This is a genomic window from Pseudoalteromonas rubra (genome assembly GCF_005887115.1).
GTDB lineage: Bacteria > Pseudomonadota > Gammaproteobacteria > Enterobacterales > Alteromonadaceae > Pseudoalteromonas > Pseudoalteromonas rubra_F.
Map to the genome: position 1 here is coordinate 1 of NZ_PNCJ01000013.1, position 13,285 is coordinate 13,285.

The window sequence follows — 13,285 nt, forward strand, 5'->3', positions numbered from 1 at the left end:
CCCCCCCCCCCCCCCCCCCCCCCCCCCCCCCCCCCCCCCCCCGCGCCCCGCCTCCCCCCCCCCCCCCTCCCCCCCCCCTACACGCTCCGCTTCTTCACGCGCTGCCTGCTCTTAGGCTAAACGCTCGGCTTCTTCACGCTTCGCCTGCTCCTCGGCTAAGCGAGCGGCTTCTCGTTCAGCTTCTTGCTGTTTTTTGTCTGACTTTCCGAACCCTAACCAGGATAGAATTTTGCTCTTTTTACCCATAACTCGCTAAATACCGTTTTAGTGTGCAATCAATTAGTGAGAACTTATTGGCGCAGATGATCCATGCGCACAAGCGCTCTGGTGGAAGACCTGACAGGCCATGTACATGGCTGATAACAAGCTCTGTCATTATTGCCCGACAGTGTACCATGTTCCAATAGGATGAAAAATCACAGCTTAATGATATCTGTGCAGATCACACTCAGGCACAGCAATAAACCTTGCTATACACCTGCCCGGATACGGTATACTGAGCGTTATCTTTTGCACGCAGTTGGTAAAAAATGAGAAAGCAGCAGTCAAAAAAGCCGGTATCCGGGCATATTCGTTTGATCAGTGGTCGATTTCGGGGTCGTAAGTTGCCCGTTAAAGATGTTGAGGGGCTCAGGCCAACCACCGACAGAGTAAAAGAAACCGTGTTCAACTGGCTGATGCAGGATGTCAGAGATGCCAAAGTATTAGATTGCTTTGCGGGTTCCGGCAGTCTGGGGTTTGAGGCTTTGTCACGATTTGCCCACAGTGCCACTTTTTTCGAATTCGACAAGCAGGTTGCTCAACAGTTACAACAAAATATTGTCACTCTTAAGCTGGACAATGCCCAGGTTGAGCACGGCGACGCCTTAGCTAAACTGGCCTCTCAGGCGCCACATGCTTATGATCTGATTTTTGTTGACCCGCCTTTTAGGCGCGATATGGTACAAACTAGCTGTGCTTTACTCGAAACCAATCACTGGCTAAGCGAAGATGCTCTGATTTATGTTGAGTTTGAACGCGAAAATACCCCAGAATTCCCCGAAAACTGGACCATTTTAAAGGAAAAGCTGGCGGGTCAGGTTTGTTGCCGACTCTTTCAGCGCACTTAGTCGCTCAGCAATAACAAGGCTAAATAGCTGAAATAATGGGCAGTTTAGTATAAATGCTCGTACCCAATCTCGCATCGGGCTTTGGGCATGACAGCTGCTGCAATTTTAACTATAATTTGGACTTTACATGCGGTGATGCTTCGGCTTACAATACCGCACCATTTTTGAACCAATTGACCGTTTTTTGGTCGGTTAGAGCAAAGCTCACTAATTAGGTAGGTGAATTTTTAATGCCAGTAATTAAAGTAAGAGAGAACGAACCGTTTGACGTAGCACTTCGTCGTTTCAAGCGTTCATGTGAAAAAGCAGGTATCCTTTCAGAAGTTCGTCGTCGCGAGCACTATGAAAAGCCAACAGCTGAGCGTAAGCGCAAAAAAGCAGCTGCAGTTAAGCGTCACATGAAAAAGCTTTCTCGCGAAAACGCACGTCGCGTTAAATTATACTAATCGCTGCGAGTCTTGCATATGAGCCTGTTAGCTACGTTAAAAGACGCGCAAAAAGCAGCAATGAAAGCCAAAGACAAACCTCGTCTTACTGCGATTCGTGCTGCCCTTGCTGAAGTTAAGCAACGAGAAATCGACAACCAAACAACACTGGACGACGCAGGTATTACCTCCGTTTTAGTGAAGCTGGTAAAGCAACGCCGCGATTCTTATACTCAGTATAAAGACGCTGGCCGCGAAGACTTAGCCGACGTAGAAGCTGGTGAGATCACTGTGCTGGAGTCCTTCTTACCTCAACCTTTGAGTGAAGAAGAGATAGCAACATTGATCGATTCTGCAATTGCCGATACCGGCGCCGCTGGCATGCAGGACATGGGCAAAGTAATGGGCGTGATCAAAGCAAAAGCTGAAGGTCGTGCTGATATGGGTAAAGTTTCAGGTTTAATTAAACAGAAACTTAGCGCATAAGCCCCGCATCAAGTATGATTATGAGTAAACCGAGCCTAGCGCTCGGTTTCTTCGTCTAAGCGATAGGGTAAAAATGGCAGGAAAAATTCCAAGACAATTTATCGACGACTTGTTGGCCAGAACCGACATCGTTGAATTAATCGATAACCGTATCGGTCTGAAAAAAGCCGGCAAAGATTATCAGGCCTGCTGCCCTTTTCATAACGAGAAATCTCCCTCTTTCACTGTCTCTCGTGACAAACAGTTTTATCACTGTTTTGGCTGCGGTGCCAACGGCAATGCTATTTCATTTTTAATGGAGTACGACAAGCTGGAGTTTGTCGATGCCATTGAAGAACTGGCAGGGCAATTCAGCCTGGAGATCCCCAGAGAGCAAGGTCTGGGTGGGCCACAACGTAGCTTCGAAGAGAAAAAGTCCGACTACGACCTGATGCAGCAAACCGCGCGCTTTTATCAACAACAGCTTAACCAGCATCAAAAATCAGCAGAGGTTAAGGCCTATATTTCTGGCCGTGGCTTATCCCAGCAAACCGTCGATAAGTTTCAAATGGGTTTTGCGCCGCCCGAGTGGGATCAACTTATTCGCACGCTGGCACGTAATCCGGCTCAACGTCAGCAACTGGTTGAATTGAAACTTGCGACAGAAAAGTCACCGGGCCGTCAGTTTGACTTTTTCCGCGACCGACTGATGTTCCCCATCCGTGATAAACGCGGGCGGGTGATTGCCTTCGGCGGTCGTGTTATGGGACAAGATCAGGGACCAAAATATCTCAACTCGCCGGAAACAAGAATTTTCCATAAAAGCTTTGAGTTGTACGGCTTTTACGAAGCAAAGCAGGCTCATCGCCAGCTAACGCAAGTACTGATTGTCGAAGGATATATGGATGTCGTCGCTCTGTCAGAATATGGCATCGACTATGCCGTGGCGGCATTGGGCACAGCGACGACCGCCGAACACATGCAAACCTTATTTCGTAATACCGATCAAGTAATCTGCTGTTACGATGGGGATCGCGCAGGTAAAGATGCCGCCTGGCGGGCACTTGAGCATGCCCTGCCTAATCTTAAAGACGGCAAGTCTTTGCGCTTTGTGTTTCTCCCGGATGGCGAAGACCCAGATTCCTTGGTGCAAAAAGAAGGCAAAGAAACCTTTGAGCAGCGTCTGGCAAACGCTGAAGATTACAGTAAAGTGCTGTTCGCCCGTTTGTCAGAACAATGTGATTTGACCACAGATGCCGGCAAAGCCAAATTACTCAGTGAAGCGCTGCCATTGATTGAAAAACTGCCCAGCGAGTATTATCAGGAATCTTTATTGACCACCCTGGCACGCTTGATTGGCCGCACTCGCGAGCAGCTTAGCAGCAAACTGGCAACCCCCCGTAAGCAGCATGCCGTAGAGCGCAAGTTTAAAGTGACACCAATGCGTCGAGCTATCGGCCTGCTACTACAACATCCGAGTCTGGCTTCAGTCGTTGAGCACTTACCCGAACTGGCGGAGCTGCCCTTACCCGGTATGCAGCTGTTCCTGACTTTGCAGGCGACCTGTTTATCGCGACCCGATTATACAACAGCGCATATTCTTGAAGCTTTTCGGGACACGCCGGAATACGCAGCACTGAACAAACTGGCTACCTGGCAACACAATATAGATGAAGAAAAGCTGGTTGATGAATTTAAAAATACTTTTCAGTTTATTGAAGATCAGTGTTTAAATTTGCGCCTTGAGACCTTATTAATAAAAGACAAAACCGAAGGCTTAAACAGCGATGAACGACTGGAATGCGCGCTTCTGACCCAAGCGTTAGGTGCGCGAAGAACTGGTCAAAAATAATTTTTGCTGTTATAATGTTCTATTCACTGCGTCAACCAAAATAGTGTGGTTTTTAGCTGACGCCCGTTGTAACAACTTTATCAGAGTGGAAGCAATAATCTCTATGGATCAATCTCCTCAGTCACAACTCAAACTTCTGATTCAGAAAGGTAAAGAGCAAGGTTACTTAACTTTTGCAGAAGTTAACGATCATCTTCCACAAGACATCATAGATTCGGATCAGGTAGAAGATATCATTAGCATGATCAATGATATGGGTATCCAGGTAGCAGAGTCTGCTCCTGACGCCGATGAACTGATGATGCAGGAAACCACGACCGACGAGGATGCAGCCGAAGCAGCGGCTGCCGCATTGGCAACGGTAGAAAAAGAAATCGGCAGAACCACAGACCCAGTGCGTATGTACATGCGCGAAATGGGCACGGTTGAGCTGCTGACACGCGAGGGCGAGATTCAAATCGCTAAGCGTATTGAAGAGGGGATTAACCAGGTACAGATCTCTGTTGCTGAATATCCCGAAGCAATTACCTACCTACTTGAACAATGGGACAAATACGAAGCCGAAGAGATGCGCTTGAGCGACATCGTTTCTGGTTTCTTTGACTCGTTAGAAGATGATGAAGCCCCGATTTCAGCAACTCACATCGGTTCAGAGCTAAGCGAAGAAGACTTAGATGATGAAGATGATGATGGCGATGAAGACGACGACGATTCAGAAGATGCAGATACAGGCCCGGATCCTGAAATTGCACGCGAGCACTTCGAAGAATTAAGAACCCTATACAACAACGCGCGTAAGTGTTTTGAAGTAAAAGGTCGTGCACACCCGGATTCTCAAGCGGCCATCGCGGAGATTGGCGAGCTTTTCCGTAAGTTCAAGCTGGTACCAAAACAGTTCGACCGCATGGTAAATAACATGCGCGACATGATGGATCGCGTTCGTGTACAAGAACGTATCATCATGAAGCAAGCTGTGCAGATTGCAAAGCTGCCGAAGAAAACCTTCATCAAGCACTTTGCTAATAATGAAACAGACATGGCCTGGGTGGATGCGGAAATTGCCGCAGGTGACAAACATTCAGCTAAACTGGCAGACGTTAAGCCAGAGATTGAACGCTGTGTGAACAAATTAACTGCGATTGAAGAAAGCACTGGCCTGAGCATTGAACGTATTAAAGACATCAACCGCCGCATGAGCATTGGTGAGGCCAAAGCCCGCCGTGCGAAAAAAGAGATGGTTGAAGCTAACTTACGTCTGGTGATCTCGATTGCCAAGAAATATACCAACCGTGGCCTACAATTTTTGGATCTGATCCAAGAAGGTAATATAGGTCTGATGAAAGCGGTTGATAAGTTCGAATACCGCCGTGGTTACAAGTTCTCGACTTATGCAACCTGGTGGATCCGTCAGGCAATCACCCGCTCTATTGCGGATCAGGCACGTACTATCCGTATTCCGGTACACATGATTGAGACGATCAACAAGTTGAATCGTATCTCTCGTCAGATGCTACAGGAAATGGGTCGTGAGCCCAGTCCGGAAGAGCTGGCAGAGCGCATGATGATGCCAGAGGATAAGATCCGTAAAGTGCTGAAAATTGCCAAAGAGCCAATCTCCATGGAAACACCAATCGGTGATGATGAAGATTCGCATCTGGGTGATTTCATTGAAGACACAACGATTGAGTCGCCCGTGGATTCAGCCACGATGGAAAGCTTACGTGGTGCCACCAATGAAGTACTTGCCGGCCTGACGGCACGTGAGGCGAAGGTACTGCGCATGCGTTTCGGTATCGACATGAACACTGACCATACGCTGGAAGAAGTAGGTAAGCAGTTTGACGTGACACGTGAACGTATCCGTCAGATTGAAGCTAAGGCTTTGCGTAAGCTGCGCCACCCTTCACGCTCTGACTTACTTAAGAGCTTCCTGGATGTAAAAGGCTAAACGCGCTCATTCAGAATCATTAAAGGCCGCATTTGCGGCCTTTTTAGTTTACTCTGGGATAGATAGACCCAATTTATAAATAGGTAAGAACTATGGCTTGGATCCAGATCCGCATTGATGCCGATAAAACCAGTGCCGACCATTACAGCGATCTGTTGATGGAAATCGGCTGCCCGTCTGTCACCTATATTGACGGACAAGATAACCCCATTTATGAACCTAAGCCAGGTGAAGTCCTGTTATGGCCACAGACCATCGTCATTGGTTTATTTGAAGCAAATCACGATATGCAAGCTGTAGTCGATTATTTAAAAACAGCCAGTGATCAGCCGCTCAAATATAAGCTGGAGCAGCTTGAAGACAAAGACTGGGAACGAGAGTGGATGGACAACTTCCACCCTATTAAATTTGGTGAACGCTTGTGGATCTGTCCCAGCTGGCGCGATGTGCCAGATCCGGATGCCGTCAATGTACTACTCGACCCAGGGCTCGCCTTCGGTACAGGTACCCATGCCACAACAGCATTATGTCTGAAATGGCTGGAACAGCAGGACCTCAGTGGCAAAACTGTGGTCGACTTTGGCTGTGGTTCAGGGATCCTGGGGATCGCGGCGATCAAACTGGGCGCAGAGCGAGTGATCGGCATCGACATCGATCCACAGGCTTTGGTTGCCAGCCGAGACAATGCGGCACGCAATGGCGTAGCCGAACAGCTGGAAGTGTATTTGCCTGAGAACCAACCTGATTTCTCTGCGGATATTGTAGTCGCAAATATCCTGGCACAGCCGCTCAGAGAACTCCATGAGGTCATCCTCGGATTCCTCAAACCTGATGGCGAAATTGCCATGTCAGGCATTCTGGAAGAGCAGGCGCAATCGGTTGCCGATGTCTATGCTCCGTTTCTTACTCTTGATGCCATTGCTCAGGAAGGCGAATGGACCCGAGTGAGCGGAAAAAAAGGTTAGTGCCTTATCACGCGTAAAGCCCTTAATTAACAGGCTTTACGCATTTTTTACAGTGCTTCCTTCATCTCATCCAAATGAAAAGCGGTCAATTTTAAAGCAATTCTGACGTTCAGTCAGTTTGTTATAAAAAGTCAACCCGTCAAGCTCAAAAAAAAAGCACTTATGTTCAATTTATAGCCTTTGATTTTTGCAAAAAAAACCGTAAACTTAGCGCCCCTTGAAAAGAGGCGGATTGAACTGCAGTGCGTATTGGTCCTTACCAACTTGAAAACAACTTAATGGTCGCGCCAATGGCGGGGATCACCGACAGACCTTTCAGACAATTATGTCGGCGCTTAGGTGCTGGACTGGCGGTGTCAGAAATGTTGTCTTCAAATCCTAAGGTATGGAAAACCGATAAGTCGATGAACCGCATGGATCACAGTGGTGAGTCGGGTATCCGTTCTGTGCAAATTGCCGGGGCAGATCCCGAGTTGATGGCACAGGCCGCACAGTTCAATGTCAGCAATGGCGCGCAGATCATAGATATCAATATGGGCTGCCCCGCTAAGAAAGTGAATAAAAAGCTGGCAGGCTCAGCACTATTGCAATATCCGGAACTAGTGGAAGAGATAGTTCAGGCTGTGGTCAACGCAGTCGATGTCCCGGTCACGCTAAAGATCCGTACAGGATGGGATCCAGAAAATCGCAATGGTATTGAGATTGCCCGCATTGCCGAACGTAATGGCATTGCTTCTTTAGCCGTACATGGACGCACCCGTGCATGTATGTATAAAGGCGAAGCCGAGTATGCCACGATCAAAGCGATCAAGGCGGCGGTTGGCATTCCTGTTGTGGCTAATGGGGATATAGATTCTCCACAAAAAGCCAAACAGGTGCTGGAATTTACGGGCGCAGATGCCATCATGATTGGTCGAGCAGCCCAAGGTCGTCCCTGGATTTTCCGGGAGATAGACCATTACTTGCGTACTGGAGAAACGCTTGCTGCCCCGGAGTTATCCGAGGTACGCAGTATTTTGATGGAGCACTTAGTGAACCTTCATCAATTCTACGGTATGCCAATGGGTGTACGCATCGCACGCAAACATGTGTCCTGGTATTTGCAGGCCCATGACCAAGAAGGTCAATTTAGGCGAGTATTCAATGCGCTGGACGATGCCACTGAGCAGGTCGAGACATTAGAACACTATTTTGAAACACTAGCAGCTAACTAAGAAAGAGACATAAAGATGTTCGAACAAAATGTGACTTCTCCATTTATCACTAACGCTCATGTTCAGTCACAAGAGAAACCGCAACCACTTCGCGATGCAGTGAAAAAAGCTGTACACCACTACCTGAAACAGCTTAACGGTCAGGACGTACAAGACGTTTATGAGTTGGTTCTTTCTGAGCTTGAAGCGCCACTACTTGAAGAAGTAATGACTTACACACGTGGTAACCAAACTCGTGCTGCCATCTTACTGGGTATCAACCGTGGTACACTGCGTAAGAAACTGAAAAAGTACGGCATGAACTAATCTGTTCCTGTCAGAATTAAAAAAAGCACCTGCGGGTGCTTTTTTTTGTTTCCCCTCCTCTCTGGCAGATTATTGCCACAAACAAAACACTTACCGACAATTAAAGACACACAGCGAAAAGCAACTCTGTTTTTCTCAATCTCACTCACGCATTTTCAATCGTTTTCTGAGCCAAGTTAGGCTAAAATACAGCACTTCTAAGCTAGCCCTTAACTTATCATTGAGGAAACCTGAACCATCATGGATATACATCGTCCAATTCGTCGCGCGCTGCTGAGCGTGTCTGACAAAACCGGTATCGTTGAATTTGCCCGCGCGCTGAGCGAGCAAGGCGTTGAACTGCTATCAACTGGCGGCACCTGTAAACTCATCGCCGAAAACGGCATTCCTGTTACTGAAGTATCTGACCACACCGGTCACCCGGAGATCATGGACGGCCGGGTCAAAACCCTACACCCGAAAATCCACGGTGGTATTTTGGCACGTCGCGGCCAGGACGAAGGCGTGATGGCAGAAAACAATATCTCAGCCATTGATATGGTGGTAGTCAACTTATACCCCTTTGCACAAACCGTTGCAAAAGCTGACTGCTCACTGGAAGATGCGATTGAGAATATCGACATCGGCGGCCCGACTATGGTCCGCGCCGCAGCGAAAAACCACAAAGACGTAACCATTGTTGTGAATGCTTCTGACTATGACCGCGTTATCAGCGAGATGAAAGCAAATAATGGCTCAACCGAGTACAAAACGCGCTTTGACCTGGCCATTGCAGCCTATGAGCACACAGCCCAGTACGATGGCATGATCGCCAATTACTTCGGTAAAATGGTCCCGGATTACACTGAAGAGGCTGCCGAAGACACTAAGTTCCCGCGTACCATCAATATGCAGTTCACCAAAAAGCAAGATATGCGCTACGGTGAAAACTCACACCAGGATGCGGCCTTCTATGTTGAAAACGACATTGAAGAAGCATCAGTGGCAACGGCGAAACAGATTCAGGGTAAAGCACTGTCTTACAACAACATCGCGGATACCGATGCCGCCCTTGAGTGTGTGAAGAGCTTTTCAGAACCTGCTTGTGTGATCGTTAAACACGCCAACCCATGTGGTGTGGCAGAAGACAAAGATATCCTGAGCGCCTATGACCGCGCTTTCAAAACCGATCCAACGTCTGCATTTGGTGGCATCATTGCTTTCAACCGTGAACTGGATGCTGATACGGCAGAAGCCATTATTTCACGTCAGTTCGTTGAGGTGATCATCGCGCCTAAAATCTCTGATGCGGCAGCACAAATCGTTTCGGCGAAGAAAAATGTCCGTCTACTGGAATGTGGTGAATGGCAAACGGCAACAACTGGTGTCGACATAAAACGCGTTAATGGTGGTGTGCTTATTCAAGACCGCGACCAGGGTATGGTTCAGGCGAGCGATCTGAAAGTCGTGTCTAAGCGCCAGCCAACCGAGCAAGAGCTGAAAGATCTGATGTTCTGCTGGAAAGTCGCCAAGTTCGTTAAATCGAATGCCATCGTTTATGCACGCGATGGCATGACCATTGGTGTGGGTGCCGGCCAGATGAGCCGTGTTTACTCTGCGAAAATCGCCGGTATCAAAGCCGCAGATGAGAATCTGGAAGTCAAAGGCTCTGTGATGGCCTCTGATGCCTTCTTCCCATTCCGTGATGGCATCGATGCTGCAGCAGAAGCCGGGATTACTGCGGTGATCCAGCCTGGCGGCTCAATGCGTGATGAGGAAGTCATTGCCGCAGCCGATGAAGCGGGCATGGCCATGGTCTTCACTGGCATGCGCCACTTCCGTCACTAATCGATGAGCGCGAAACCTTCACCGTTTCGCGCTTTTTGTTTGCGCTAATTTCCAGTATTGTGATTCACAGACAATCAAAATAATGACAGTGAAGGAACTGACTATGAAATTTGCCATTAAATCTATCATCGCAGCAGGCATTCTGACCGCCCTGAGCGGCTGTAACAGCACGACTGACAGCAGTGCACCCAGCGAGATCACCTCAGCTGTTGCAAGCGCAGAGCGTAAAGCTGAGAACCGGGCTCGTGACCAGTATCGTCACCCTGAACAGACACTGGCATTTTTTGGCCTTCAGCCAAACATGACAGTCGTTGAAATTGCCCCAGGTGGCGGCTGGTACAGTGAAATTCTGGCACCGGTTGTTAAAGGCCAAGGTACCTACTACGCGGCGCACTTCCCAGAGAACAGTGAAGGCTACTTCAAACGTTCACTGGATGGCTTCAAGAAAAAAATCGCAGAAGATGCGCGTTTTAGTGAAGTTAAAGTCACTGAGTTTGCACCCGGCACTCACACCAATATCGCACCTGCAGGCAGCGCCGACATGGTGCTCATCTTCCGCAGTGTACATAACTGGTATATGCGTCAGGGTGACGAAGGTGTATTGTCTGCCTTTCAAGCTTTCAATAAAGCACTGAAACCAGGTGGAACTATGGGTGTTGTTGCGCACCGTTTGCCTGATCACCGCGATGATAAAGATCAGCAAAATTCTGGTTATATGAAGCAAAACCATGTCATCAGTCTTGCTAAACAAGCTGGATTCGAACTAGTTGCAAGCAGTGAAATCAACGCCAACCCGTTGGACAGTGCCAACCACCCGAAAGGCGTGTGGACTTTACCACCACGTTTAGCTTTGGGTGATGAAAAGGCCGAGCAGTACAAAGCCATCGGGGAAAGCGATCGAATGACCCTGAAATTCAAGAAGCTTTAATAGGAATCAATTGCCATGAATATACTTGTCATTGGCAGCGGCGGCCGTGAACACGCTCTGGCGTTCAAGGCTGCACAAAACCCATCTGTAAAAACCGTCTTTGTTGCGCCTGGCAACGCAGGGACGGCACTTGAGCCAAAACTGCACAATGTCGCCATTGGTGTGGAAGACATTGATGCATTGCTGGCTTTTGCCAAAGAGAATAAGGTCGAGCTGACCATTGTTGGCCCTGAAGCGCCACTGGTGATCGGCGTAGTAGACCGCTTCCGTGAAGCCGGCCTCGCTATTTTCGGCCCGACTCAGGGTGCAGCCCAGCTGGAAGGCTCTAAGTCATTTACTAAAGACTTTTTAGCACGCCACCAGATCCCGACAGCGGCCTATCAGACCTTTGAAGAGATCGAACCTGCTCTGGCCTATGTCAAAGCACAAGGCGCCCCCATTGTCGTCAAAGCAGATGGCCTGGCTGCCGGTAAAGGCGTGATCGTGGCAATGACTGAAACTGAAGCAGAAGACGCTATTCGCGATATGCTAGCGGGTAATGCATTTGGTGAAGCTGGTAGCCGCGTGGTGATCGAGGAATTCCTCGAAGGTGAAGAGGCTTCGTTCATCGTAATGGTTGATGGTAAGAACGTGTTGCCATTCGCCACCAGCCAAGACCATAAGCGCGCTTATAATGGCGACGAAGGTCCTAATACGGGCGGCATGGGCGCGTACTCCCCAGCTCCGGTTGTAACCGCAGAGATCCACCAGCGCATCATGGATGAGGTGATCACACCTACCGTTGAAGGCATGGCGGCAGAAGGCCACCCTTACACGGGCTTCCTGTATGCAGGCCTGATGATTGCGGCAGACGGTACGCCAAAAGTGATCGAGTACAACTGTCGCTTTGGGGATCCTGAAACGCAACCTATCATGCTACGTCTGCAATCTGATCTGGTGACCCTGATTGAAGCAGCAAACCGTCAGGAACTGGATCAAACTGAGATTCAGTTTGATCCTCGTGCTGCTGTGGGCGTTGTACTGGCGGCTAAGGGCTACCCGGGCAGCTATCCGAAAGGCGACGCTATCTCTGGTCTGCGTGTTGCTTACCCGGAAGGTGAGAAAGTCTTCCATGCAGGCACCAAGCAAGATGGTGACGCAGTGGTGACTGCAGGTGGACGTGTATTGTGTGCCACGGCGTTAGGTCATACGGTAACAGAAGCCCAAAAGCGCGCGTATGCGCTGGTACAGGAGATTAGCTGGGACGGTGTTGAATACCGTACCGATATCGCCTATCGTGCCATTGCTCGCGAGCAATAAGTTATATCATACCGGGTCACGGACCCGGTTTTTTATTTCCTCCCTTCCTTCACCTCTGTGTCGTGCTTTGCTAGGATCGCCTATTTCAACCATCTTTAGGGGCGTAAAGATGCAAGGTACTCTACGTAAGATGCAGGCACAATTGAATTGTGCATCAGCACCAACCATAAACTATCAGCTACCCGTAGGCGACGACCTGTTGCCATTGAATGACCTGATTGGCAAGCGTCTGACGCTCACCTTCAGCGGCAATATATTCTGCTGTAACTGTGGCAAGAAAACCAAGAAAAGCTACTCTCAGGGTCACTGTTTTGTGTGCATGAAAAAGCTGGCCAGCTGCGATATGTGCATCATGAAGCCAGAAACCTGCCACTACGATCAGGGCACCTGCCGCGAACCTGAGTGGGGCGAAACCCACTGTATGATCCCGCATTACGTCTATCTGGCAAATACGTCCGGTCTTAAAGTCGGTATCACTCGTCATACCCAGATCCCAACCCGCTGGATAGACCAGGGTGCCACACAGGCAGTGCCCATCTTCAAAGTACAGACCCGATTGCAATCTGGCTTGGTTGAAGTGGCATTGGCGGAATTTATTGCCGATAAAACCAACTGGCGCAATATGCTCAAGGGCATAAATCCTGAGCTGGACCTCAAAGCATCCGCAGCAGAGCTTATCCCACAGATCCAAGCAAAGCTGGATGAATTAGCGGAGCTATTTGGCGCCACGGCCATTGAGCGGCTGGATGAAGACGTGGTAGATCTGAACTTCCCGGTTACCAGCTACCCTAGTAAAATCAGCTCTTTTAACTTTGATAAAGAGCCGGTTGTCAGCGGTACCTTACAAGGTATTAAAGGTCAGTACCTAATCTTTGACACCGGTGTGATCAATATCCGCAAGTTCACTTCATACGAAGTCTCGGTAAGCCTGGACTAAATTATACACG

Annotated in this window: 13 protein-coding genes; 12 read left to right on the top strand and 1 reads right to left on the bottom strand. The window is 48.9% G+C overall.

What is annotated here, in order from left to right; genetic code table 11:
- Window positions 1-111 precede the first annotated feature (111 nt).
- Window positions 112-246 carry a hypothetical protein gene (locus tag CWB98_RS24590; protein WP_283241201.1) on the bottom strand — a complete coding sequence of 45 codons (135 nt, stop codon included), beginning with the start codon at window positions 244-246 and terminating at the stop codon, window positions 112-114.
- Window positions 247-530: 284 nt separating this feature from the next.
- Between CWB98_RS24590 and rsmD the strand changes: the two genes are divergently transcribed.
- The 12 genes from rsmD (at window position 531) to CWB98_RS08910 (ending at window position 13,275) form a co-directional block, all read left to right on the top strand.
- A complete protein-coding gene (gene rsmD / locus CWB98_RS08855; protein ID WP_138544545.1) occupies window positions 531-1,109 on the top strand; it encodes a 16S rRNA (guanine(966)-N(2))-methyltransferase RsmD in 579 nt (192 codons plus the stop codon).
- Window positions 1,110-1,339: 230 nt separating this feature from the next.
- Window positions 1,340-1,555, top strand: a complete 216-nt coding sequence (gene rpsU, locus CWB98_RS08860; protein WP_010362466.1) for a 30S ribosomal protein S21 — start codon at window positions 1,340-1,342, stop codon at window positions 1,553-1,555.
- 18 nt (window positions 1,556-1,573) lie between these two features.
- Window positions 1,574-2,020: a GatB/YqeY domain-containing protein gene (locus CWB98_RS08865; RefSeq protein WP_046004287.1), complete on the top strand. Its 447-nt coding sequence runs from the start codon at window positions 1,574-1,576 to the stop codon at window positions 2,018-2,020.
- Window positions 2,021-2,093: 73 nt separating this feature from the next.
- Window positions 2,094-3,851 (top strand): DNA primase, encoded by a 1,758-nt coding sequence (gene dnaG / locus CWB98_RS08870; protein ID WP_138544546.1) that lies wholly within the window; start codon window positions 2,094-2,096, stop codon window positions 3,849-3,851.
- A gap of 103 nt (window positions 3,852-3,954) precedes the next feature.
- A complete protein-coding gene (rpoD, locus tag CWB98_RS08875) occupies window positions 3,955-5,799 on the top strand; it encodes an RNA polymerase sigma factor RpoD (protein WP_138544547.1) in 1,845 nt (614 codons plus the stop codon).
- Window positions 5,800-5,891: 92 nt separating this feature from the next.
- Window positions 5,892-6,764 (top strand): 50S ribosomal protein L11 methyltransferase, encoded by an 873-nt coding sequence (prmA, locus tag CWB98_RS08880; RefSeq protein WP_138544548.1) that lies wholly within the window; start codon window positions 5,892-5,894, stop codon window positions 6,762-6,764.
- A 242-nt stretch (window positions 6,765-7,006) separates the two neighbouring features.
- The gene (dusB, locus tag CWB98_RS08885; RefSeq protein WP_138544549.1) at window positions 7,007-7,978 is read left to right on the top strand and encodes a tRNA dihydrouridine synthase DusB; all 972 of its coding nucleotides are present in this window, start codon (window positions 7,007-7,009) and stop codon (window positions 7,976-7,978) included.
- A gap of 15 nt (window positions 7,979-7,993) precedes the next feature.
- A complete protein-coding gene (gene fis, locus CWB98_RS08890) occupies window positions 7,994-8,284 on the top strand; it encodes a DNA-binding transcriptional regulator Fis (RefSeq protein WP_010374122.1) in 291 nt (96 codons plus the stop codon).
- A 240-nt stretch (window positions 8,285-8,524) separates the two neighbouring features.
- Complete coding sequence (gene purH, locus CWB98_RS08895; protein WP_138544550.1) at window positions 8,525-10,111, top strand: bifunctional phosphoribosylaminoimidazolecarboxamide formyltransferase/IMP cyclohydrolase; 1,587 nt, start codon at window positions 8,525-8,527, stop codon at window positions 10,109-10,111.
- A gap of 103 nt (window positions 10,112-10,214) precedes the next feature.
- Window positions 10,215-11,039, top strand: coding sequence for a class I SAM-dependent methyltransferase (locus CWB98_RS08900; RefSeq protein WP_138544551.1), 825 nt, complete (start codon window positions 10,215-10,217; stop codon window positions 11,037-11,039).
- 15 nt (window positions 11,040-11,054) lie between these two features.
- Entirely contained in the window at window positions 11,055-12,338 is a 1,284-nt protein-coding gene (gene purD, locus CWB98_RS08905) for a phosphoribosylamine--glycine ligase (RefSeq protein WP_138544552.1), read from the top strand.
- Window positions 12,339-12,447: 109 nt separating this feature from the next.
- Window positions 12,448-13,275, top strand: a complete 828-nt coding sequence (locus CWB98_RS08910) for a DUF2797 domain-containing protein (RefSeq protein ID WP_138544553.1) — start codon at window positions 12,448-12,450, stop codon at window positions 13,273-13,275.
- The last annotated feature ends 10 nt before the right edge of the window (window positions 13,276-13,285 follow it).

Bases quoted from the DNA above. Each gene is read 5' to 3' on its own strand.
- CWB98_RS24590 (WP_283241201.1), bottom strand. From the start codon at position 246: ATGGGTAAAAAGAGCAAAATTCTATCCTGGTTAGGGTTCGGAAAGTCA.
- rsmD (WP_138544545.1), top strand. From the start codon at position 531: ATGAGAAAGCAGCAGTCAAAAAAGCCGGTATCCGGGCATATTCGTTTG.
- rpsU (WP_010362466.1), top strand. From the start codon at position 1,340: ATGCCAGTAATTAAAGTAAGAGAGAACGAACCGTTTGACGTAGCACTT.
- CWB98_RS08865 (WP_046004287.1), top strand. From the start codon at position 1,574: ATGAGCCTGTTAGCTACGTTAAAAGACGCGCAAAAAGCAGCAATGAAA.
- dnaG (WP_138544546.1), top strand. From the start codon at position 2,094: ATGGCAGGAAAAATTCCAAGACAATTTATCGACGACTTGTTGGCCAGA.
- rpoD (WP_138544547.1), top strand. From the start codon at position 3,955: ATGGATCAATCTCCTCAGTCACAACTCAAACTTCTGATTCAGAAAGGT.
- prmA (WP_138544548.1), top strand. From the start codon at position 5,892: ATGGCTTGGATCCAGATCCGCATTGATGCCGATAAAACCAGTGCCGAC.
- fis (WP_010374122.1), top strand. From the start codon at position 7,994: ATGTTCGAACAAAATGTGACTTCTCCATTTATCACTAACGCTCATGTT.
- purH (WP_138544550.1), top strand. From the start codon at position 8,525: ATGGATATACATCGTCCAATTCGTCGCGCGCTGCTGAGCGTGTCTGAC.
- CWB98_RS08900 (WP_138544551.1), top strand. From the start codon at position 10,215: ATGAAATTTGCCATTAAATCTATCATCGCAGCAGGCATTCTGACCGCC.
- purD (WP_138544552.1), top strand. From the start codon at position 11,055: ATGAATATACTTGTCATTGGCAGCGGCGGCCGTGAACACGCTCTGGCG.
- CWB98_RS08910 (WP_138544553.1), top strand. From the start codon at position 12,448: ATGCAAGGTACTCTACGTAAGATGCAGGCACAATTGAATTGTGCATCA.